A 21685-nucleotide genomic window follows, 5' to 3' on the forward strand; every position below is an offset into this window, starting at 1 on the left:
ATGACCGCTCACATGATCGAACGTGCAACGCCTGGACCCTACCAAGCCACACCGACACATGCGGTTGTGGCCAAAACGCGGGCAGTTGAGGGTGTCGGAGCCTGTCGGCACCGCCGTCGGTCGCGCGTGTACCCGATCAGCAACAGCCGCCTCGCCGACTCGGGGCGTCGGCGGCCGGGCTGGAACAGCGCGTGCCGGTCCGCTGCTTGGCGAGGCTCCCGGTGCCGTGCCTTGACGACGTACACCTCCCACGGTGCACGCCCGGGGCGGCCGGCGCCGCCGCAGATACCGGTCTTGGGGAGCAGGACGCGCAGCCGACGCCGATCGCGGCGACACCGGATCCGACCTGCTCGTAGCCGGTGGGCGCGAGGAACGCGGGCGCGCGGCGTACGACTTCACGCCGGCCCCGGCTGCCGACTCCGCCCCGGCGGCGGCTCCCCGGCAGACTTCAGGTCGTGTCCAGCCGCCCCTGCTCCAGCCGTTCGGCCAGCTCGGTGGCCGTCTGGCGCAGGGAGGCGCACAGCTCCTCGGTGACGCGGCGCAGTCCGGGTCCGTCGAGTTCCGTGGAATCCTCCACGTCCCAGGCCGCAGACAGGGCGTCGACGATCCTCCGGCGCAGGTCCCCGGCCGTGCGGGAGAGAAGCGTGAACGACAGATGGAACGACGCCCCGTCCTCGGCGATCGCCTGGTGGGCCGCGCCGTGGGGCAGGTACAGCAGGTCACCGGCCTCCAGCAGCGGGCGGACGGTGACGGCGCCCGGTTCCTCGCACGGCCCGGGGCTCCAGCCGGTGGCCGGGGGCGGTCCGTGGACCTGCCACCGCTTGCGGCCGGTGACCTGGGCGACCAGCACATGGGCGGCATCCCGGTGCACGGGCAGGGCGGCTGAGCCCGGCGGTGTCCAGAAGCCGTAGACGCGCACCCGTCGTCCGCCGGCCGCCGCCAGCCGGGCCGCCACGTCCGCCACAGTGGGTTCCCACAGCTCCAGGCGGTTGAACTTGACCGCCGCGCCCGCCTCGAGGGCCGAGGTCACGCGCCGCACGTCCAGCACCACTTCGTCGGGACTGCGCAGGACGATCCGCTCCTGGCGGCAGAACTCGTCGGGCGAGACCTGCCGGCCGTCCCGGAGCAGGACGGCGTAGGGCGGGCGCAGCAGCGGGGTGCTCAGGAGCGCGGGGGCGTCGGGGAGTCGTCGGGCCAGCCAGTCGGTGGTGAGTACCTGAGCGCGGCGCCCCCACGCGACGGAGAGCGGTCCGTCGGTGGCCAGGAGCCCGGCCGGGGACGGCGCGTCGTGCGGCGGGCCGGGGTGTGTGCGGGCCGAGGTCTCCGTCACGGTACGCGCAGCTCCTTCGTGGTCGGGTCGGGTGAGGCGTCGACGGGGCCGAGGAGCCCGGTTCCGTCGGGGCGGTGCTCCAGCCGGAGGGGCAGCCCGAACGGCAGGGGGGTACGGGCCCGGCCGTGGCCGAACTCCGGCCACAGGTGGACCGGGGCGTCGGTGCGCTCGGCGACGGCGGTGGCCAGGCGGGTGGCGTCCAGCGCCCCGCCCCGCTCGTCGCGGCACGCCGTGAACTCACCCAGGACGACGGCGCGGGCCCTCTCCAGCCAGCCGGCGCCGGCGAGGACGTCCAGGGCGCGCAGCAGGCGGCGCAGGTCGTCGTCGACGTCTTCCAGCAGCAGGACCGCGTCGGCCGGTGGTGTCACCACCGCCGGCAGACAGGCGGCGACACTCAGGTTGAGCGGTACGGCACGGCCGGTGACGACCGGCTCCGCGCGTCGTCCGGGGCGCGCCGTGACCGTCGTCGTACCGGTCAGGGGCGGTGCCGCGCGGTGCAAGTGCCGCAGGAGCGCGGCGAGGTCGCTACGGCGTCCCGTGAGCAGCCGGGGATCCAGGGCGTGGGTGGCGTGCAGGAAACCGACCTCGGGGCGGTGGGTCGCCAGCCAGGTCCCGAGGGCACAGGAGTCGGAGAAGCCGACGAAGAGGGTCGGTGGGAGCGTCACCGGCAGCAGCCCGGCGAGCCGCGGCACGATCTCCGTCGCGCCGAACCCTCCTTGGGCGGCCCAGACGACGGGGTGGTCGGGGCTGGTGAGCGCGGCGGCGAGGACCTCCGCCCGCCGCTGTGCGGTCGCCACGCTGTAGCCGTGCGGTCCGCTCTCCTGCTCGTCCGGGCCCATCTCGTCGCACCGCACGCCGAGCGAGGCGAGTTTGCCGAGCTGCGCCGTGCGGCCCGCGGCGGAGAGCAGGGGGCGGCCGGAGGTGTTCACGACCGCCGCGCGCACGGCCCTCATCCGCTGCCGACCGCACGCAGGTCCGTGACCAGGTCACGCAGGGCGGCCCGCAGCCGGTCGCGGTCCTGCGGCTGGTAGTAGAGGCGCACCAGGACCGCCCCTTCGGCGTCCCGCAGCGCGACCATGGGTTCGGGTCCGTAGCCGATGTCCTCGTCGTGGTAGGTGAAGCGGACCGCGCGCTCCCAGTCGACGTGCAGGTGGCAGCCGCACTGCTGGAGGCGTATGGCGTACGGGTCCGCGCCGTCCGGGGCGATGACGAGCTGCCCGCACAGGTTGGCGGACCAGCCGTCGCCCCGCACCACGGCGATCGCTCCGGTGAACGGGCGCAGCGTCTCCATGAGCCGGGCGAGGAGCGTGTTCGGCGGCTTGTGCCCGTCGCGCCCGTCAGTCATGCCCGCCTCCGGCGGCACGTACGAGGATGTTGTTCACCGTCTCCTCACCCTCGCCCTCCAGGTCCACGTGGGCGATGTACGGGGGCAGTTTGGGGGACGGAGGGGCAACGGTGACACCGTGTGCCGCCAGCCGGGCGCGGCCTTCCTCGACCCCGTCGGCCGCCCGCAGCGCGGTGCTCAGCCCGGTGGGGGCCACCGTCGACCGTGCGGCGAGGTCCGCCGCCGCGGCCACGCCGCCGGACTCCACGAGGGTGGCCAGGGTTCCGGAGAGGTGCTGGAGGTATCCGGTGCGGTCGCGGAGCACGGCCGCGAGATGGGCGCCGGCCCGGAAGTGCTGGAGGGCGGCGGGGAAGTCCCCGGACCGGAAGGCCGCGTGGCCGTGGGCGTAGCGGATGCGCTCCTCGTAGAAGCGGTCTCCGCGCTCCTTGGCGCAGGTGATGGCCTGGGCGAAGTGCTCGTGGGCCGCCGGGTCGCCGGCCTGCGCCAGCAGTTGGGCGAGGCGGGTGTGGTGGGGCACGAGGAACGCGGTGGCCCCGGACTTCGCCACACCGGCGAACGCCCGGGTCCAGAACCGGGCGGCCTCGGCGGGCCGTTTGGTGATCTCCAGCAGGAAGGTGATGTTGGCGACGAGGTTGAAGCGCAGGTAGTCCGCGTGTTCACCGGTGAGGCCCTTGATGCCGTCGAGGGCCGAGAAGCAGAGGGTGAAGGCGGTGTCGAGGGCTTCCCGCCGCTCCGCCGGGTCGGTGATGCGGCGGGCCCGCATGGCTTCGACGAGCGCCTTGCCGTTGAGGATCCAGCTGCGCTCCACCGCGTTGTGCGGGGTGTCCTCGGCGTCGTGCAGGACGGCGAGCCCCTCCGCGTAGTGCCGGGCTCCCTCCTCCGGCGCCAGGTTCCGCTTGGTGCGCAGCAGTCCGACGAGGTAGGCGAGGTGGGCGGACACCGCCGGGGTGGTGGTCAGTCGCCTGGCCCGCTCCAGTCGATCGGCGGCGGCGTCGTAGTGGCCGAGCTGGGATTCCGCGATGCCGATGAGCCGTTCGATGTCGGCCCGCCTCTCCGGTGACGTCTCCGCCGCGGTCGCCGCGTCGGCGACCAGGAAGAAGTGCTCGAAGTTCTGGAATGCCAGGGCGTTGCCCAGCTCCAGCATGGCGTTGGGGAAGGAGTCCGCTCGTAGCGCGTGCCAGCGCTCGGCCGTGCGCGCGGCCGTCGCCACCAGGTCGCCGGCGGGGACGGCGGGGGGCGTCGGGCCTTCAACCGTCACCACGCCGGGGAGGGAGCAGATGCGATCGAGCCAAACCGTCCGGCTGTGTGCCGCGAGCCGCTGGAGCGGGGTGAGCAGGGGGTCGTCGGCCAGCGGCCGCCAGTCCGCGCTCGACGCCAGCACCGTGAAGTCACCGCGGGAGGCGAGCCGGCAGGTGCGGATCAGGACGCGCAGCGAGGGCCGGTCCCACAGGTCGATCCGGTCCACCAGGAGGGTCGGCCGACCGCGCCGGGCGCTCGTGGCGGCCAGTCCGGCGGCCAGTGTCCTGGCGAGCCCGTCGATGACGACGGCGCTGTCGTGCGACTCGCGGTTGATGCGACGCGTCACGCCGAGGGTGGCCGACTGGGTCAGCGGCAGCAGACCGCCCAGCTCGTTGCGGCCGACGGACGCCTCGAAGATGCCGAGGGCGCGGTCGATCTCATGACGTATCGCGGGCCGGCACGCGTCGAACAGGTCGGACAGTGCCCCGACGAGGCGCAGTACGCAGGACATGGTGGCGAAGTCCGCGGGGCCGCGGGCCTCCGGCACCCGCACCACCGTCCGGTCCGGCCGTCCGGTCGGGGCGAGGGACGCCGCCGAGTGCCGGGCGGTGTCGATGACGAGGTCCACCCCGGCTTCCGGGAAGCCGGGGAACGAGAGCGCGTTGAGGCTCTCGGTGGTGTACGAGGTCACGGCGGGCTCTCCTCTGTGGGCATCCCCGGAAGCGGTCCCGGGTGCGGGATCGGCGCGGGTACCGACCCCCTGAGGGGGAAGGCACCCGCGCCGTGGCTGACCGGTCTTACCAGTTCACGGCAGCGGTCGCCGTCTCGATGCGCGACTCCAGCCACTCCTGGGGAACGTCGCTGTCGAGGTCGGCGAGCACCTGGTCAAGAGCCTCGGTCAGTTCGATGTTCGTCATGTGGGCACTCCTTTCTGGGAATTACTGCGGACAGCGCCATTATTCACCTCGGTCGACTCCTCAAACGACGCTGGCCGCTTTCCGACCGGGGCGTCCTGACCCGGCCAATGCTCGAGATTCGTTGACAGCGCGGGTGCGCCGACCGAAGAATCATCAACAACGCACAGCCGAAGGGAGGTGAAGAAGAAATGGCTTCCACTCAGCAGATCAACCAGAAGCTCGAGGGTGTCGTCGGCAAGCGCCTGTCGGCCCCCGGCCAGGAGCCGCCGCGCCTGGTTCGCGCCAACTCGGCGTTCGCCAAGCCGAGCGAGAAGAAGTAACTCGCTCGGGATGGGAGGCGCCGTGTCCGGCGCCTCCCATCCCGTCGGCCAAATCCATCACGGAAAAGAAGGAGCGCGGCATGTACGACGTATTGGCCGACCTCAAGAATCTTTACAAAGAGCGTGAAATTCAACTGGGCGAGCTCTACGTCGATTCCATGACGTCGGCTCTCGACCACCAACTGTCCTACCAGGTGCCGGCCATGTACGGCATTACCAGGACGCTCTTCGACAGCCCGAAGATGATCGCCTGGAATCTCGTGCAGAACGGAATCGACGAGGCCAAGGGCGCCGCGCGCATTCAGATCATCGCGGAGAAGTACGCCGAGCCGGACCTGCACAAGAAGATGATGCGGCACGTGGGTGAGGAGCTGAAGCACAGCCGGCTGTTCCTCAACATGGTGCAGCTCACGGGCTACCAGACCGTCGAGGTCGACCTGGCCGACGGTGAGGAGCAGGTCGGACAGGTGATGGACTTCGACGACGACCTGCGGGCCTTCATCTGCCGCGTCCACTCCATCGAGATCCGCTCCTGGACGGTGCTGCGCTACTACCTCGAAGCGCTGCGTTCGATGTCCCGCCGGGACATCGCCGAGGAGATGACCCCGGTGATCGAGCACATCATGGTCGACGAGATCAACCATGTCGTCTACACCGGTGAGACCATCGACGGCTGGCTGCGCGAGGATCCTTCGCTCAAGGAGACCCTCGACGAGTGCTTCGCGCACACCAACCGGGAGACCTGGCAGGACATGGCCAGCATGACCAAGTACCTCGCGGACAACTACTCGTACGCGCTCACCCCGGAGTGAGACGCGCCCGTGCGGGCCGGGCGTCCGGTACCGGGGGCCGGACGGCCGTCCGTGCGGCGGTCAGCCGAGGCGCACGGCGGTCAGGACGCCGTCGCCGACCTCTTGGAGATGCACGGCGAACCCGGCGTCCTTCTCCAACAGGGCGTGGAACTCGACCAGTTGTCCGGCGTGGCTGACCGCGTTGTCCACCGCGACGATTCCTCGCGGCGTCAGGACGCGGCGCAGCAGGTCCAGGTAGCCGGGGTAGGCGGGCCGTTCGGCGTCGAGGACGACGAGGTCGACCGAGGCGTCACCGGCCCGCGCCAGCACGTCCGCGCCGTCGGCGTGCAGCACCTCCGCGTACGCGGCCACGCCGGCCCGCTCCAGGTGGGACCGCGCCGCGTCGGCCCGGTCCCGTAGCGTCTCCACGGTGGTCAGTCTGCCGCCGGTGTCCCGCACGGCGTCGGCGAACCAGATCGCCGAGTACCCGTTGGACGTGCCGATCTCCAGCACGTGGGAGCTTCCCTGCGCCCGGATGAGGAGGCTGATGAGACCGGCCGCCTCCGGCGTCATGTTGCGCAGCCGCAGCAACCGGTCGGCCAGCGGTGCGTCGTGTTCCCTCCCCTGCCGGTAGAGGTCGTTCAGGTAGGCCGCCAGTAACGCGTCCATCCAGACTCCCGTCGAGCCGCTGACAGCGCCGGCCGCGACGGTGGTCGACTTCCCCGTCGGCGCCGGACATCGGAGACCGTGCGTGGCCCATCCTATCAATCTGACGTCCGCCGAGATCGCGGTCGCGCCCCCGCGCCCGGTGCTGGCGGCGGCCGTGGCCCTGCTGTCCCGGCCCAGCGCCTACACCCCGCCCGGCGGCAACCCGGCGCTGCGCGAGGTGGTGGCCCGGCACCTGAGCGACCGGTCGCTGCGGCCGACCGAGGCGGACGAGACGGTGCTCACCACCGGCGCGTCCGGGGCCATCGCGGCGCTGGTGCTGGCCCGGGTGCCGGAGGGCGGCGCCGTGCTGGTGCCCGATCCGGGCCTGCCGCTGTACGAGCGCACCCTGCGGCGGCTCGGCCGGCGCCCGGTGCGCTACCCCTCGCCGCTCGGCCCGGAGGACGGGCGCTGGGCCGACGTGGTCGCCCGATACGGCCGGGACGCACACGCGTTGCTGTGGAACTCGCCGCACAACCCCACGGGTGCGGTGCACACCGCCGAGCAGCTGCGCGGGGCCGCCAAGCTGGCCGCCGAGCACGGCCTGTTCCTGATCAGCGACGAGGTCTTCCACGACCTCGTCTGGCACGGCGTCCACCATTCCCCGTTGCGCTGGGCCGATCCCGAGGCGTCGGCCGGGGTGTGGAGCGCGTCCAAGTCCCTGCGCCTGTGCGGCCTGCGGGTGGGCTGGCTCGCGGCGTCACGGGCGAACGCGGAGGAGGCGGCACGGGCGGCCTGGGAGCTGCACATGAGCTCCCCCGTGCCGGGCCAGGTCGCGGTGGGCGCGGCGCTTCGGGTGTACGACGAGGTGTGTGCCGAGTCGCGCGCCCGGGTGGCCGCCAACCTCCCGGTGCTGAGCGCCGCTTTCCCCCCGGGCTGGGCCGCGCCCGCGCAGGCGGGCACCTGCCTGTGGGTCGACACGAGGAGGTCGGGCATGCACGACACGGAGTTCGCGGCGCACCTGCGCACCGAGTGCGGGGTGACCGTGTGGCCGGGGAGCCGCTTCGGGCCTGGCGGACGCGGCCACGTCCGGATCAACGCCGGCGCCGAACCGGCCACCGTGCGGGAGGCGGCGCGGCGGATCCGGGCCTCGGTCGGGGCGATGGCGGAGGCGGGCTGACGTGGAGACCGCCGCGCCCGCGCAGGCGGGCACCGGCCGCCGTGCGCTGCTCGACGCCTTGGCCGCCCACCGCGTCCCGCTGTCCCGGCTCGACCTGCCCGGCCTGCCCCGGCTGCTGGTGTCACCGCGGCCCGGCTCCGGAGGAGTGGGCGTGGCGGTGGCGGCGCCCGCCGGGTTCCGCAGCGAACTGCCGGGCGAGGAGGGGCTGGCCCATCTGCTGGAGCACCTGATGTTCCGCAGCGGCGAGGAGGACGGCGGCTTCGTCGACCGCGTCCACCGGCGCGGCGGCAACACCAACGCCTCCACGCACCTCGACCACACGCTGTACTGGCAGGAACTCCCCCGCCGGGCACTGGAGGAGGCTCTGCGCGACGAGGCCGCGCGCTTCTCGGACCCGTTGATCACCCCGGCCGCCGTGGCCCGGCAGCGGGAGATCGTCCTGGAGGAGATCGCGTCCAACGTGGAGAACCAGCCGCTCGGCGGGTTCCCCTGGGCGCGGCTGCCCGCGGTTGCGTTTCTGGACCACGCCAACCGTCACAACGGGTACGGGACACGGGAGTCGCTCGCGGCGGCCACCGCGGAGTCGGCCCGTGGCTTCTGGTCGCGCCTCTACGATCCGCGCCGGCTGACGGTGGCCGTCGTGGGGGACACCGGCGTCGAGGAGGTGCGGGAGATCCTGCTCCGGGTCTGGCCGGTCGAGCCGAGCCGGCCCGTGTCCGCGTCACCGCCGCCCCCGAGCCGCTTCCGGCCCGGCCGGTACGAGGAGACCGATCCGTTCGTCACCGCGCCGGCCGTCGCCGTCGGCTGGCCCGTGCCGCCCGTCGAGACGGACCCGTCCGGACACGCCGCGACGATGCTGCTCGCGGACGTCCTCGGCGGCGGTGGTGAGAGCCGGCTGTATCAGCGGCTCGTCCAGGAGACCGGAGTGGCCCGGATGGCGTCCTGTTACGTCGGCTTCAACGACCCGCTGCAGTGCCGCAGCCCGATGCTTCTGGTGGCCGAGGCCCACCTGGCCGAGGGAGCCGACCCCGACCGTGCCGTGGAGCTGATCGAGCGGACGGTGGCCGACGTCGGTGCCCACGCCGATGAGGACGTGGTCGCCGGTGCCGCGCTGTTCTCCCTCCTGGCGTTCTGGCGCGGCCTGGAGAGCAGCACCGGGCTGGCCCGCGCGCTCGCCGCACACGGTGTCCTGCACGGGTCGGCCGACCGGTTGTCCGCGTACCCCGCTCTCGTGCCGCGCATCGGTGCCCGGGAGGTGGAGCGGTGTGCGACCGAGCTGCTGACCACCGAGCCCGCCGTGCTCGTGGTCGTTCCCGAGAAAGGTCGATGAGCCCGTGACCGCTCGTGTCTCCCCGCCGTCCGCCTGCCGTGCGCCCGTCGGCGGCCTGGCCGCGGCGGCGGTGCGCCTGGACACGGTGCCGCTGGTCGAGGTGCGGCTGAGGCTGCCCGTGCCCGTCACCGGCCCGCGCTCCGCGGCCGTGACGGAGGTGGCGGCCGAGCTGCTGTTCGGGCCGGGGGCGCCGGTGACCGGGAGCCTCGTCCGGCTGGGCTGCTACGTGGTCGCCGTCGCGGACCAGGACGCCCTGTGCGTCGCGGCCACGGGGCCGGCCGCCGCCCTGCCCGAGCTGCTGGCGGGGATCGGTGCCGCGCTGGCGCGCCCGCCGGCCGGTGCCGACGTGGTCGTTTCGGCGATCCGCTCCCTGGCCGAGCAGAGCCGGGCGGCCGACGACGACCCCGAGACCATGGCGATCCGCGCCGTGCTGGCAGCCGCCTACGGTTCCGGTTCACCGTACGCCCATGAACTGCCCGCCTCCGGTCTCACCGCGTCGGTGCGGCCGGAGGAGGTCCGGGAGTTGTGCGGGCGGATCACCACGGCCGGCGGGAGCGCGGTGGTGGTCGGGGACGTCGACCCCTCCCACGCCGTCGAGTCGGTCGCGCGCCACCTGGACGGTCTGGGCGGCCCCCCGCTCCCCCCGGCGCCGCTGCCCCCCGTGCCGGCCTCGGGCGTCAACCTGGCGGTACACCGTCCCGGCGCCCGGCAGTCGACGGTGCGCCGGGTCCTCGTCCTGCCGCCTGCCGCGCGGGACTCGGCCGCCTGGCGGGTGTGCGACCTGTTGTTCGGCGGTCAGCCCTCCTCGCGGCTGGCGCACCGGCTGCGGGAGGAGAACGGTTACGCCTACATCGCGCGCAGCCGGCTCGTACGGCGTCCCCGCCGTGCGGACCTGCGGGTGGTCGCCGACGTGGGGGTGGGCGTCACCGGTGCGGCGCTGGCCGCGCTGGACGACGTCACGCGGCGCATGGCGGACGGAGTGGGGGACGACGAGCGCACGGCGGCCGGCACGTTCGCGGCGACCAGCCTGCTCATGGCCCACGGCGGGCAGAGCGACCTCGCGGGCGTGCTCAACCAGGAACTGGGCCTCGGTCGTGGCGCGGACGACGTCGAGGGCGACATCACGGCCCTGACCTCCGTGACGCGGGACGATGTGGAGCGCACCGCCCGGGAACTGGCGCTGGGTGCCTGGCACACGGTGCTAGTCGGTGACCTCGACAGGATCGGCCGTACTCTTCCGGCCGTGGGCGGCGTCGGCTGGCTCGTCGCCGGCCGGACGTGAGGGACCTTTCCCCGGCTCGGGGTAGTCGTCGCTGTCGAAGCGGTACAGCCCCGGGCACAACACCGTGACGAGCACCGCGCCCAGCAGGGAGAGCACACCGCCGGAGAAGACGGCCACCCGCGGGGAGAGCAGCGAGCCCATCGCTCCGGCCTGCGCGTCCCCGAGGTACGGGCCGCTGCCCACCACCATGATGTACAGCGCGGACATGCGGCCCCGCATCTCCTCGGTGGTGATCGTCTGCACGATCGTCGAGCGGCACACGGCGCTGACGCTGTCGGCGGCGCCCGCGACCGCGAAGCACACGAGGACCCCGGTGAAGGCCGGCATCGTCCCGGCGAGCGCGATGGCGCCGCCCCAGCAGAGCACCGCCCACACCACGACCCGCCCCAGTCGGCGCACCCGCTGCAGCCAGCCGCTGGTCAACGCGGCGACCAGGGCGCCGAGGGAGACGGCGGAGAACAGCAGCCCGGTGCCCTGCGCCCCGACCTGGTAGGTGTGCAGGGCCAGCACCGGGAACAGAGCCCTGGGCATGCCGAACGTCATGGCGATCAGGTCGATGCCGAAGCTGCCCAGCACCGCGCGTTCCCGCCAGGCGAAGGCGAGGCTCTCGCCGATCGACCGCAGTACGGGCGGGCGTTCGGCACGCTCCGGCACGGCCGGGCGGTGCCTGATCATGAGCACCGTGGTGATGAGGCCGGTGAACGTGACCGCGTCCACCGTGTAGACGAGTGCCGGCCCCCACCAGGCGACCAGGAACCCGCCCAGCGCGGGGCCGACCACGACCGTCACCTGCGCGATGCCGTACCAGAGGGAGACGCCGGACCGCAGCAGCTTCCCGGGCAGCACCTGCATCATCAGGGCCTGTCGCACCGGCCCGTCGAACGCGGCGGCGGCTCCGGCGCCGCCGGCCAGTGCGTAGAGCAGCGGCGGCCCGGCGGTTCCGGTCGCGGTGGTGACCGCGAGCGTTCCGATGACCACGGCGGACGCGGCCTGCGAGCAGATGAGCAGACGTCTGCGGTCGTACCGGTCGGACAGCGCGCCGCCGAACAGCGAGAGCACGGCGAACGGCACGAACTCGGCGAGTCCCAGGAGGCCGACCTGCCAGGGCGAGCCGGTCATCCGGTACATCTGGACCGGCAGGGCGACCAGGGTCATCTGGGATCCGAACCGGCTGATCACCCCGCCGATCAACAGCAGCCGGTAGTCGCGGGACGCCCGGTAGGCGGAGGTGTCGACCGACACCGCCCGCAGCACCCGGCGCCACCGCTCCCGGGGGTGCTCCCCGCCGCGCCGGCCCCCCGTCACTCGATCCATCCCCGTTCGACGGCCCGCGCACCGGCCTCGAAACGGCTCGCGGCGCCGAGCCGCTCCATGAGCTGGGCGACGAGGCGGCGCACCGTACGTTCCGACAGGCTGAGGCGCCGCGCCACGGCACGGTCCGTCAGCCCCTCCATGAGCATGTCCAAGAGCTGCCGTTCCGTTTCGTTCGGCGCCGTCCCGCCCTGGGCGTGGAGCGGCTCGGTGTGCTGCGCGACCAGCCTCACGAGCGCCCGGAGCGCGTGCAGGGTGGCGGCGTCCTCGACCAATTCGTAACTGCAGCCCGCCTGGGGGCGGGAGGTGACCAGCGCCCCATGGCCGGTGAGGAGCACGGCGCCCGGGGGGAGCCTGGTGCTGTGACCGACCTGGATGCCGTGGCCCTGCTGCCAGGCGATGTGGCCGTCGAGGGCGGGCTCGCTCAGAGCGGCGGTCGGGTAGACGATCCGGATGCGGCCGTCCCGGTCCCACAGGCAGGCACCGCTGCCGTTCAGCACCTCGATCAAGGGGTCGTCGAGTGAGGTGTAGTTCCAGTAGCAGGTCACGTCGCCGTCGTCGGCGGCGAGCAATCGGGCTGCGGCCCGCGCCAGTTCCGTTGTGTCGGTGAGGCGCCGCGCCGTACAGGTGGTCGAAGACATGGGTCGTCCTCTCATCCGGGTCCCGGGGCCACGGTGATGCGATGCGCACTGATGTTCACACGGAATTCCGGCTTCCCTGACCCGCCACGTCCGTGCTGTCCGCTGTCCGACAATCGCACCCAGTACCGGACACGCGGGCAACCGGTCCGAGAGACGGACCGCCCGAGGGACGGACGGCTGGGGGACGGACGGCTGAGGGACGGACGGTTGAGGGACGGACGGCTGGGGAACGGACGGCCCGACCGCGCTCAAGGGCCGACCGGCCTCTCCGGGCCGCCCGCCGCTTCCCCGCTCCCGCCGCCCGGCACCAGCGGCGGGGCGGCGGCGGACGGCCGCGCCCCCTGCTGCCGCCGGGGGAAGCACGCCCACACCAGCAGCGCCAGCCCTCCCGCCACCAGCGGGAGCAGGATCCAGTAGCTCCCCTCCGTACCGCCGCCGCCGAGCAGCGAGGCGGTGACGTTGGCCGCCGCGCCGCCCAGGGCGATGCAGACGCCCACCAGCCCGAAGGCCGTTCCCCGGCCTTCGGAGCGGACGGCGGAGGTCACCTCGGCGTCGAGTCGGGGGTCGATGACCACCTCCCCGAGTGAAAACAGGAGCATGCCCACGACAAGCCAGACCATCGCTCCGGTACCCATCAGGCCGAAGCCGGCCCCCATCGTGAGCAGGCCGCCCGCGACGACCAGCGCGGTGTCGCCCCAGCGTCCCACGAGCCCGCTGACGAACAGCTGAAGCACCACGACGGCCACCGCGTTGACCGCGAAGAGCGCGCCGGCGAAGCCGGGACCCTGGTGGCCGGAGACCATGAGGGGCACGGCGAACTCGAGTTGCACGTAGCAGAAGCCGAACGCGGTGGCGGCGGACAGGATCCACCACAGGCGTGGATTGGCCCGCAGCACCTGCGGAATCCCGCGGAAGAGACGACCGCGCCCCGCCCGGCCCGGAGCGCCCTCCAGGGCGGGTACGGTACGGCGCAGCCTCCGAAGTCCGACCAGGAGCGCGAGGAAGAGCAGCGCCGTGAGGGTCAGCCCCGTGCCGGGGTCACCGAGCAGCAACAGCCCGCCGATCAGGGGCCCGAGGGCCAGGCCCGTGTTGTTGACGGCGCTGCGCACCGCGAAGACGGAGGCCATTTTCGACGGGTCGGCGACCAGACCCGTCAGGGCCGACTTGCCCGCCGGGACGAACAGCGAGCCTCCGAACCCCATGAGCGCACAGGCGGCGACGACCCAGGGACCGGTGGAGAGGAACGCCAGCATGAGGTAGGAAGCGGCCCTCAGGGCAACACCCAGGCACATGGTGTTGAGCGCGCCGACGCGGTCCGAGACCGCCCCGCCGACGAGCATCAGGCCGAACTGGCTCCACACCTTGACCGCCAGCGCCACCCCCACGACGAGCGGGGGCAGGCCTTCGTGCCGGGTCAGGTGGATGGCGAGGTAGGGCGTCACGATGCCGCTGCCCAAGGTGATCACGAAGTTGCCCGCCAGCAGGATCAGGCTCCCCCGGGTCCGCCGCAGCAGGACCAGCGTCTCGCGCACGTTCGGTTCCCATTCCTCGTTGTCGTCAGCTCACCGGAGCGTTCCGGCCTCGACCGCGTACGCCTCCACGTCCTCGGCCACGTCGATCTCGTACGCCTCGCACACGCGGCGTACCGCCGGCCCTGCCTCGTCCGGGGTGCCGACCCGCAGGTACACCAGCGCGCTCGCCGACGCCGAGCCGAGCGGACCGTGGACCGTCTCCCCCGGGCCGTGCAGGATTTCGACCTCGACGACGGAGGGGAGGGCCTCCAGCACCGCCGCGGGCGTCTGCTTCACGATGCGCCCCGGGCGGAGCGGGAGGTAGACGTGGGCGACGACCCCTTCCCCCGTCCGTGCGGTGACGTCGTAGGGCCGCCCGCACGACGCGCGCAGCGCCGCCCGCCACACGTCCACACCGGTGTGCAGGCGCAGGGCCTCGGGGATGCCGCCCCCGGCCGGGCGGCACGCGATCTCCCCCACCAGCAGGCCGTCGTCCGTCTCGAAGAACTCCATGTGGGTCACGCCGTCCCGCAGTCCCAGGGCGCGGACCGCGTCCGCGTGCAGGGCCAGCAGGTCGGCGTGCAGCGGGTCGGCGTCCGGCAGCACGCACGAACCGAAGCCGGCCGACCGTTCCAGGACCGGCTCCAGATAGCGTGAGCCGACGGCGAAGACCACCTCGCCGCCCCGCACGACGCCGTCGAGGTGGTGCTCGGCCCGCATCGGGACGAAGCGCTCCCCGACGAGCGGGACCGTCAGCGCGGCCAGGGCGGCGGCGTCCTCGGAGCGGCGGAACCGCTCGTAGTGCTCCGGGTCGCGAAGGACGTGGACGTGGTGCGAGCCGCCTCCGATCACCGGCTTCACCACGACCGGCCAGCCCGTCGCCCGCGCCGTGCCCGGGACCGCGTCGAGACCGGGCAGGAGGTGGAAGTCGGTGACCGGCAGACCCCCTTCGGCGAGCCGCTGCTTCATCACGTACTTGTTGGAGAAGGCGTTCGCGGTGTCGAAGCCGGTGCCCGGGATGCCGAAGAAGCTGCGGAGGTGACCGGCGGCCTGCTGCCCGTGCTCGAACGGCGCGAAGACCGCGTCCAGCCGACGCCGCGCCAGCACCCTGGCGCACTCGGCCCGCACTTCGTCCAGGTGGGCGACGCTCCCGACGCACCGGACGTCCACTTCAGGTCCGTAGCGCTGGACATGCCCGTGTTCGGTGATGACCGTCAGGTGGTCCTGCTCCAGCTCCTCCAGGACGTGGTCCGGCAGCACCTTCTTCCTGGTGTGCAGCACCAACACGTTCACGTGATCGGCTCCTTCACGAAGCGCTCCAGGTGACCGGCGTTCCGCCGGCGCAGAAACTCCAGCAGGGCGCCGAGCCGTTCGGCGTCCCCGGCACGCGGCACCCAGACCCACATCTCGCGCGGGTGTACGGTCGCGCCGCGCTGGGTCTTCGCCTCGAAGCCCTCGAATCCCAGCCGCACGGCACTCCTCCCCTCGGCGACCGCCCGTTCGACGGGGGCGTAGAACGCGGCCCAGGCATACGAGGTGCTCCGGTCCGTCACCTCGTAGTCGCAGCCGTAGGAGAGGAACAGGCTGCTCCCCCGGCCCATGAAGTGCAGTGCGCAGGCGATGACTCGGCCGTCCCGCCGCACTGCCGGGACCATCGCCGCACGCGGCTGCCGCGCGCCCAGTTCCACACGGGCGCGGCGGATCGCGTCCACGTCCGGGGTGGCGCCGTACTTGGCCAGTGTGGCGGCCTCCAGCTCGGCCATGCGCGCGGCGTCGGCGGCCGCGTCGAGCTCGCCGGTCACCAGGCCCGACTCCGCCAGCCGCTGCCGCTCCACGCGGTGGCGCCGGCGGTACCGGCCGGGCAGCGTCTCCAGGAACGCGTCGTAGCTGCGGCAGCCGCCGGTCCGGAAGAGCGAGGCCGCCGTGACCATGCCCCGGCGGAACCCGCACGCGTCGAGCACGGCGCGCAGCACGCCGTCATCCGGATCGACGAAGGGGAAGGCCACCGCGCCGGCGCCCGCGTCCAGCGCCGCCTGCTGGGCGGCGCGCACCAGCGCGTGCGTGGTCTCCTCCCTCTCACCGGGGGTTGCCCCTTCCCGGCACCGCACGGAACTGCGGTCGAAGCCGCGGACGACGAGGGCCGCGCCGAACCGGGCGGAGAGCCGCTGCCACAGCGGGCCGTCGTCGCCCGGGGCGCCGGCCGCGACCACCAGCTCGCGGTGCCGGGCACGGATTTCGGCGGCGGCCCCGGGGCCTGCCTCGCCGAGCCGCAGCACGGAGTCCGCGGCGAGGAACTTCCACGGGTTGCTCGTCATCGCCGTGCGCGGCGTCGTGAAGGCCCCGTGCAGCGCGCCCGCGAGGCCCCTGCCGTCGTACGCGGCGACCACCCGGCTCTCCCCCGGTTCCAGGGATTCCCGGAACCGCAGATAGCCGTAGCCCGCGTCGGTGTCCGCGCCCCGGGTGAGTTCGTCCCACTCCTGGCGGTCCACCGCGGCCAGCCCCGGCAGCGTTCTGCTGCGCATTTTCATCCCTCCCCCTTCGGGGTCAGCGCCACGGCCGCCCGGCCGCTCCGCGCGGCCGGGCCGGGTGTCTCGGAGTCCGGCACCCGCTCCGCCGGCCCGTGCGGCGTGGTGTCGAGCATCGTCGTCTCGTCGAAGGGGCGCCGGCCGGCCAGGACCTCCGTGAGCTGCTCCTTGTCGATCTCCTTCGCCCATGTGCCGACCAGTACGGTGGCCACCGCGTTGCCGGCGAAGTTCGTCAGCGCGCGGCACTCGCTCATGAACCGGTCGATGCCCACGATCAGCCCGACGCCGTCCACCAGGTCGGGGCGGTGGGACTGCAGGCCGCCGGCCAGGGTGGCCAGGCCCGCGCCCGTCACGCCCGCCGCCCCCTTGGACGCGAGGATCATGAACACGAGGAGCGAGATCTGCTCCCGCACGCTCAGCGGGGTTCCCATGGCCTCCGCGGTGAACAGGGAGGCCATGGTGAGGTAGATGGCCGTGCCGTCCAGGTTGAAGGAGTATCCGGTCGGCACCGTGACGCCCACGACCGGGCGGCTCACCCCGAGGTGCTCCATCTTCGCGATCAGCCGCGGCAGCGCCGACTCGGAGGACGACGTCGAGAGGATCAGCAGGAACTCCCGTCCGAGATACCTGAGAAACGAGAGGATCCCCACCCCCGCGACGAGCTGCAGGGCGGCGCCCAGGACGACGAGCACGAACAGGAGGCACGCCGCGTAGAAACCGGCCATGAGGACCGCCAGCGCCCTGATCGCGTCGACCCCGGTCTCGCCGACCACCGCGGCGATGGCCCCGAACGCGCCGACCGGCGCGAGCCACATGATCATCCCCAGGACGCGGAAGACGACGTTCTGGAGGTGCCCGATGCCGCGCACCACCGGGTCCCCGGCCGCCCCCATCGCCTGCAGGGCGAAGCCCACCAACAGGGCGACCAGCAGGGTCTGCAGGACCTCGCCCCCGGTGAGCGCGGAGACCAGCGTGGTGGGAATGACGCCCAGCAGGAAGTCGGCCGTGCCGTCGCCGGTCCCCGCCGCCTTCGCGGCACCCGCCTGGCGGAGCTCGTCCGTGAGGTGCAGGCCGCTGCCCGGTTCGAGCACGTTGCCGACGAGGAGTCCGATGGCGAGCGCGAACGTGGACATGATGAGGAAGTACCCGAGGGCGAGTCCGCCGACGGTGCCGATCCTGGCCGCGCTGCGGACCTGTCCGATGCCCAGCACGATCGTGCAGAAGACGACCGGCGAGATCATCATTTTGATCAGCGCGATGAACCCCTCGCCCAGTGGCCCCAGCCCGGCCGCGAGGCCCGGTGCGGCGAGACCCACCGTCACGCCGGCGAGGACGGCGGCGATCACGGCGAGGTACAGGTACCTGGTCCTGTCCGCTCTCACCGCGGACCCCACCCGCGCTCGGCGCCCGCCATCGCGGGACGATCCGCCCGGCGGGCCATCGAGGCGAGGGCACGACACACGTCGCCCAGCCGTTCCAGCGCGGCGGGCGCCACCAGTTGGGGGCCGACGCCCGCCGGGTGCGCGAAGTCGCCCGGTACGGTGACGAGTTGCTCCGGCACGGCGACGGCGCCCAGCGCCCGCGCCACCGTCCGCAGCCCGTCGCAGACCTGCACCGCGGAGAGGTTCTCGCCGTGCGCCACCAGGGCCACCGGCTTGCCCCGCATCCGGCCGGCGTCCAGGTGGTCGAGCGCGTTCTTCAACACCCCGGAGCAGGCCCCGTGGTACGCGGGTGAGGCGAGCACGAACGCGTCGGCACGCGCGGCCAGCAACGGCAGCTTCCGCGCGAGCGCGGCAGCGTACCGCTCGGGGCGGCCGTGGCACTCCGCCTCGAGGACGGGCAGCGGGTGGGCGGCCAGGTCCCACAGCAGCGGATCGGCGCCCTCCTCGACCAGGCGGTTCGCGGCGGCCCGCAGCACCGCGGCGGTGTGCGAGCCGTTGCGGGGACTGCCGGAGATCAGGAGCACCTGAGGTCGGGGCGTCACGGTGTGCTCCCCCCGTGGACGCTGAGTTCGATCCCGTACTCGTCGACGGGCAGGGCCACGCTGCCGCGGTAGGCACCGGACCTGACCCGCGCCAGATAGGGCGCCAGATCCGCGGCGAACTTGGGGTAGGCCGTGTCGTGCGCCAGTATCAACGCCCCGTCCGCCAGATGCGGTTCGACGGAGCGGAGGACCTCGTCGTAGATGCCCTTGCGCCGCACCGGGTCGTCCGCGTCCAGCAGCACCAGGGACCAGCCTCCCGGCGGCGGCGCGGGGGGCGTCCGCCCGTCACGCGTCTCGAACCGCACGGTCCCGGCGTACCCGGCCCGCCGGAAGTTGCGTGCCGCGAGGGCGGTGGCCGCGTCGTCCACGTCCAGCCCGACGGCACACTCGCCCTCGTAGCCGCGGGTCGCCCCGAAACCGGCCGCGGTGAGGAACCCGAAGAGGTTGCCGGCGTAGGTGCCGACGCCGAGCAGCGACCGGGGCCGGGCCGTGGCCGCGATGCCGTACAGGACGCGGGCGGCGAGCGGCGTCAGCGAGGAGAACGGCACCTCGAAGGAGTCCCGGATGCGCGCGCGGGCCCGGTGGAAGCCCTCCCACAGGTCGGCGGGTGGCTCCGGGAGCGCGCCGCCCTCGTGCAGCCGGCCGAGCACGGTGTCGGCGACCCGGTCCGCCTGCTCGGGGGTCAGACGACTCAGTCGTTCGGTCCGCATGTGAACCGCCTCTCTGCGTACGGGCGGAGGGAAGTGAATGAGAGGATGCCCGGGCTCCGCCCGCCCGCGCGCGGTCTTGGCCGCTGTGCGACCGCCGCTGTCGGAAGCCGGACGTGCGGGAGGGAGTGGCTGACCCCGGACGCACGCGGAGAGGTGGGCGGGGCCGCGACCGGGGACGCGTGATGCGAAGCGCGGCCGTTGCCGGGCGCGGGCGTCACGCGGTTCTGCCGGACACGCCCAGCCAGCCGAGCCGCGCGGCCCGCACGCCGGCGTCGAACCGGCTGCGCGCGTCGAGTTCGCCCATGATCCAGGCCACCGTGCGCCCCACCGTCCGTTCACAGACCTCCAGCCGATGGGCGATCTGCTGGTCCGTCAGGCCCTGGGCCATCATGCTGAGCACGGACTGCGTCTGCCCGTTCGGGAGCCCGTGCTCCTCGGCGCTCAAGTTCACCGACGCGTCCCACAGCCCCCGGAAGAGGTACTGCACGACGCTCACCGTCTCCGGGCAGCGCGACACGGCCGGCTCCATGAGGGACGCCGCACGGGAGCCGGACGCGCCGAAGCTAGGAACGACCACGGAGGTGTCGCAGTCCACCACGGTGAACGTCACCGGCACCTCGGACGCCGCGCGCATCTGCGCACCCGCCCTCGTCAGCCCGCGCGCGTACTCCTGAACGGCAGGTGACTCGAGCAGCCGCTCGTCCCAGATGACGCTGACGCGCACCCAGCGCCGCAACAGCTCCTTCAACAGGGCCGCGTCGCGCCGCAGTCGGTCGGGGCGGACGTCGGAGGCGCACCCCAGGGACACGTTGTGCCGAGCCGCCCCGAGCACGGCTTCCCAGCGCTCGTCCGGATCGTGGCGCGGCCGGTCGTGGTCCGCGTCGTGCCGCGGCTCCACCGACAGGTCCATGGCGCACGGTTCCGCCGACTGGCGAGAGGGGTGAGACGGGTGGGGCAGGGAAGACGGGAGGAGGTCAGAGTGGGAAAGCGTGAGCATCGTCTGTCTCCGTCGATAGTGGGGGTACGGCCCGGGAGATCACAGTGGTGCGGTGGTCGCGTTCGGCTTCCTCGGTGAAGGTGCGGTGTCAGTCGGAGATGGTGACCTGGACGACTGCCGGGTCGTCCTCGGGACGGCGGTAGTCGGCGGGGCGGGGGGCCGCGAGGGCCTGCCGCATGCGGTCCTGGTCCAGTTGGCCCACCCACTTCGTGATCACGACGGTGGCCACGGAGTTGCTGAGCAGGTTGGTGAAGGCCCGGCCCTCGGACATCAGCCGGTCGACGCCGATGACGAGCGCCACCGTGGCCAGCGGGACCGAGTGCGAGATGGAGATCGTCGCGACGAGTGTGACCAGGCCCGACCCCGTCACGCCCACCGCGCTCTTGGAGGTGATCATGGCCAGCGCGAGGAAGAGCAACTGGTCCCCGAGGGACAGCCCCTGCCCCGTGGCGACGGCGAGGTACACGGCGGCTGTCGTCAGGTAGAGGCACGTCCCCACCAGATGGAGGGAGTACCCCCCGGCCAGCACCGGTGCGGACGTCGCCCGCGGCGCCCCGGCCAGCTCCAGCTTGCGCAGCACCTGCGGGAAGACGGATTCGGACGACGACGTGCCCAGCAGCACCAGCAGTTCGCTGCGCAGGTAGCGCATCAGCAGCAGCAATGAGAAGCCGTTGATCCGGGCGAGCAGGCCGAGGCCGACGAAGATGACCAGGGCGCAGGTCGCGTAGAAGACGAGCACCAGGTAGGCGAGGCCGCGCAGCGGCACGAGCCCGAACCTGCTGACCGTGAAGGCCGCGCCGCCGAACGCCGCCAGCGGGGCGCCGGCCACCAGTACCCGCATGGCGCAGAAGAAGATGTGGCCCAGCCGGTCGATGAGGTCGAGCACCGGTGCGCCCCGGCGGCCCGACATCGACAGCGCGACACCGAAGAGCGCCGCCACGACGAGGACGTGGAGCGCGTTCCCGCTGGTGAAGGCCGCCACGAAGGAGTCGGGGACGATCCAGTCCAGGCTCAGGGTGCCGTCCGCCGAGCCGGCCGCCGCGCGCTCCAGCGGCACCACGTCCTTCTCGTCGACCTGCGACGCGTCGACCTCACCCACGGGCAGAACGGTGAACAGGTGGCCGGCGCCCAGTCCGAGCAGGAGGGCCAGCGTCGTCGCCGCCTCGAAGTACAGCAGCGCCTTCAGCGACAGCCGGCCCAGTCGGCGCCCGCTGCCGAAGGCGGCGATCCCGCTGACCACGGTGGTGAAGATGATCGGCGCGATGATCACCTTCATCAGGGAGACGAACCCGTCGGCGAGGAAGCGCATCCCCACGGCGTACTGCGGTGCCACCGCCCCGAAGACGGCGCCGGCCACGAGTCCCGCCACCACCCACAGGGTCAGCGCGCGGTGCAGCCGACGACGGCCCCCTGCTGCCTTCCCCACTGTCGCAAGCCCCCTCTCGAAGGCACCCCGTAGGTTCGGTACCGGACGCCGGGAGGCGCCGGGATCGTGCTCGATCACGCTACGAGTCCCGTGCAAGACGAATATGCGGTGAACTGCAAACGTGTGTTAAACGCGGGTATATTTTCGCTTCGGCGACCGGGCGCGGCACGAGCGACTGCCACACGACCAAGACCGCAGGAC

General features: G+C 73.0%; 20 protein-coding genes. 5 read left to right on the forward strand and 15 right to left on the reverse strand.

The genetic code is table 11. From position 1 onward, the window contains the following. Positions 1–448 precede the first annotated feature (448 nt). From ACZ6C1_RS09930 to ACZ6C1_RS09945, 4 genes are read right to left on the reverse strand one after another with little or no spacing between them, the layout of a single operon-like run. Positions 449–1330 (reverse strand): JmjC domain-containing protein, encoded by an 882-nt coding sequence (locus ACZ6C1_RS09930; protein ID WP_469239572.1) that lies wholly within the window; start codon positions 1328–1330, stop codon positions 449–451. Continuing rightward, on the reverse strand, positions 1327–2274 hold the full coding sequence (locus tag ACZ6C1_RS09935) for an LD-carboxypeptidase (RefSeq protein WP_469239575.1): 948 nt from the start codon (positions 2272–2274) through the stop codon (positions 1327–1329). The genes ACZ6C1_RS09930 and ACZ6C1_RS09935 overlap by 4 nt, the downstream gene beginning before the upstream one ends. Positions 2275–2279: 5 nt before the next feature. Further along, on the reverse strand, positions 2280–2675 hold the full coding sequence (locus ACZ6C1_RS09940) for a hypothetical protein (protein WP_469239577.1): 396 nt from the start codon (positions 2673–2675) through the stop codon (positions 2280–2282). Continuing rightward, positions 2668–4605, reverse strand: a complete 1938-nt coding sequence (locus ACZ6C1_RS09945) for a hypothetical protein (protein WP_469239579.1) — start codon at positions 4603–4605, stop codon at positions 2668–2670. The genes ACZ6C1_RS09940 and ACZ6C1_RS09945 overlap by 8 nt, the downstream gene beginning before the upstream one ends. 414 nt (positions 4606–5019) lie before the next feature. On the opposite strand from ACZ6C1_RS09945, the gene ACZ6C1_RS09950 reads away from it, so the two are divergent. Further along, complete coding sequence (locus ACZ6C1_RS09950; protein ID WP_307712920.1) at positions 5020–5151, forward strand: hypothetical protein; 132 nt, start codon at positions 5020–5022, stop codon at positions 5149–5151. Positions 5152–5231: 80 nt separating this feature from the next. Further along, entirely contained in the window at positions 5232–5963 is a 732-nt protein-coding gene (locus ACZ6C1_RS09955; protein ID WP_469239582.1) for a hypothetical protein, read from the forward strand. Between the two features lie 60 nt (positions 5964–6023). On the opposite strand, the gene ACZ6C1_RS09960 is transcribed toward ACZ6C1_RS09955, so the two are convergent. Beyond that, complete coding sequence (locus ACZ6C1_RS09960; RefSeq protein WP_469239583.1) at positions 6024–6611, reverse strand: O-methyltransferase; 588 nt, start codon at positions 6609–6611, stop codon at positions 6024–6026. 82 nt (positions 6612–6693) lie between these two features. Here ACZ6C1_RS09960 and ACZ6C1_RS09965 point away from each other — a divergent pair, with 82 nt between their 5' ends. From ACZ6C1_RS09965 to ACZ6C1_RS09975, 3 genes are read left to right on the forward strand one after another with little or no spacing between them, the layout of a single operon-like run. Next, positions 6694–7767 carry a pyridoxal phosphate-dependent aminotransferase gene (locus tag ACZ6C1_RS09965; protein WP_469239585.1) on the forward strand — a complete coding sequence of 358 codons (1074 nt, stop codon included), beginning with the start codon at positions 6694–6696 and terminating at the stop codon, positions 7765–7767. A gap of 1 nt (position 7768) precedes the next feature. Then, positions 7769–9097 (forward strand): M16 family metallopeptidase, encoded by a 1329-nt coding sequence (locus ACZ6C1_RS09970; protein ID WP_469239587.1) that lies wholly within the window; start codon positions 7769–7771, stop codon positions 9095–9097. 4 nt (positions 9098–9101) lie between these two features. Continuing rightward, on the forward strand, positions 9102–10379 hold the full coding sequence (locus ACZ6C1_RS09975) for a M16 family metallopeptidase (RefSeq protein ID WP_469239589.1): 1278 nt from the start codon (positions 9102–9104) through the stop codon (positions 10377–10379). Here ACZ6C1_RS09975 and ACZ6C1_RS09980 read toward each other — a convergent pair. The 10 genes from ACZ6C1_RS09980 to ACZ6C1_RS10025 form a co-directional block, all read right to left on the reverse strand. Next, positions 10299–11684 carry an MFS transporter gene (locus tag ACZ6C1_RS09980; RefSeq protein ID WP_469239591.1) on the reverse strand — a complete coding sequence of 462 codons (1386 nt, stop codon included), beginning with the start codon at positions 11682–11684 and terminating at the stop codon, positions 10299–10301. The two genes, ACZ6C1_RS09975 and ACZ6C1_RS09980, sit on opposite strands and share 81 nt — an antisense overlap. Beyond that, positions 11681–12331, reverse strand: a complete 651-nt coding sequence (locus ACZ6C1_RS09985; protein WP_469239593.1) for a helix-turn-helix transcriptional regulator — start codon at positions 12329–12331, stop codon at positions 11681–11683. The genes ACZ6C1_RS09980 and ACZ6C1_RS09985 overlap by 4 nt, the downstream gene beginning before the upstream one ends. A gap of 248 nt (positions 12332–12579) precedes the next feature. Further along, on the reverse strand, positions 12580–13863 hold the full coding sequence (locus ACZ6C1_RS09990; protein ID WP_469239595.1) for an MFS transporter: 1284 nt from the start codon (positions 13861–13863) through the stop codon (positions 12580–12582). Between the two features lie 30 nt (positions 13864–13893). Further along, positions 13894–15135 carry a hypothetical protein gene (locus ACZ6C1_RS09995; RefSeq protein ID WP_469239597.1) on the reverse strand — a complete coding sequence of 414 codons (1242 nt, stop codon included), beginning with the start codon at positions 15133–15135 and terminating at the stop codon, positions 13894–13896. Continuing rightward, positions 15132–16364 (reverse strand): GNAT family N-acetyltransferase, encoded by a 1233-nt coding sequence (locus tag ACZ6C1_RS10000; protein ID WP_469239599.1) that lies wholly within the window; start codon positions 16362–16364, stop codon positions 15132–15134. Before ACZ6C1_RS10000 ends, ACZ6C1_RS09995 begins: the two co-directional genes overlap by 4 nt. A 2-nt stretch (positions 16365–16366) precedes the next feature. Next, positions 16367–17761: a cation:dicarboxylate symporter family transporter gene (locus ACZ6C1_RS10005; protein WP_469239601.1), complete on the reverse strand. Its 1395-nt coding sequence runs from the start codon at positions 17759–17761 to the stop codon at positions 16367–16369. Further along, positions 17746–18351 (reverse strand): NADPH-dependent FMN reductase, encoded by a 606-nt coding sequence (locus ACZ6C1_RS10010; RefSeq protein WP_469239603.1) that lies wholly within the window; start codon positions 18349–18351, stop codon positions 17746–17748. The genes ACZ6C1_RS10005 and ACZ6C1_RS10010 overlap by 16 nt, the downstream gene beginning before the upstream one ends. Next, the gene (locus ACZ6C1_RS10015; RefSeq protein ID WP_469239605.1) at positions 18348–19061 is read right to left on the reverse strand and encodes an O-methyltransferase; all 714 of its coding nucleotides are present in this window, start codon (positions 19059–19061) and stop codon (positions 18348–18350) included. Before ACZ6C1_RS10015 ends, ACZ6C1_RS10010 begins: the two co-directional genes overlap by 4 nt. Positions 19062–19275: 214 nt before the next feature. Continuing rightward, complete coding sequence (locus ACZ6C1_RS10020; RefSeq protein ID WP_469239608.1) at positions 19276–19971, reverse strand: helix-turn-helix transcriptional regulator; 696 nt, start codon at positions 19969–19971, stop codon at positions 19276–19278. Positions 19972–20146: 175 nt separating this feature from the next. Next, the gene (locus ACZ6C1_RS10025; RefSeq protein WP_469239610.1) at positions 20147–21562 is read right to left on the reverse strand and encodes a cation:dicarboxylate symporter family transporter; all 1416 of its coding nucleotides are present in this window, start codon (positions 21560–21562) and stop codon (positions 20147–20149) included. Positions 21563–21685 lie beyond the last annotated feature (123 nt).

This window comes from Streptomyces sp. NPDC041796 (assembly GCF_055590785.1).

What these genes read in the sequence shown, in the direction of transcription:
- ACZ6C1_RS09960 (WP_469239583.1), bottom strand. Translation starts at nt 6,611, where the DNA reads ATGGACGCGTTACTGGCGGCCTACCTGAACGACCTCTACCGGCAGGGG.
- ACZ6C1_RS10000 (WP_469239599.1), bottom strand. Translation starts at nt 16,364, where the DNA reads ATGCGCAGCAGAACGCTGCCGGGGCTGGCCGCGGTGGACCGCCAGGAG.
- ACZ6C1_RS10015 (WP_469239605.1), bottom strand. Translation starts at nt 19,061, where the DNA reads ATGCGGACCGAACGACTGAGTCGTCTGACCCCCGAGCAGGCGGACCGG.
- ACZ6C1_RS10020 (WP_469239608.1), bottom strand. Translation starts at nt 19,971, where the DNA reads ATGGACCTGTCGGTGGAGCCGCGGCACGACGCGGACCACGACCGGCCG.
- ACZ6C1_RS09955 (WP_469239582.1), top strand. Translation starts at nt 5,232, where the DNA reads ATGTACGACGTATTGGCCGACCTCAAGAATCTTTACAAAGAGCGTGAA.
- ACZ6C1_RS09940 (WP_469239577.1), bottom strand. Translation starts at nt 2,675, where the DNA reads ATGACTGACGGGCGCGACGGGCACAAGCCGCCGAACACGCTCCTCGCC.
- ACZ6C1_RS09950 (WP_307712920.1), top strand. Translation starts at nt 5,020, where the DNA reads ATGGCTTCCACTCAGCAGATCAACCAGAAGCTCGAGGGTGTCGTCGGC.
- ACZ6C1_RS09985 (WP_469239593.1), bottom strand. Translation starts at nt 12,331, where the DNA reads ATGTCTTCGACCACCTGTACGGCGCGGCGCCTCACCGACACAACGGAA.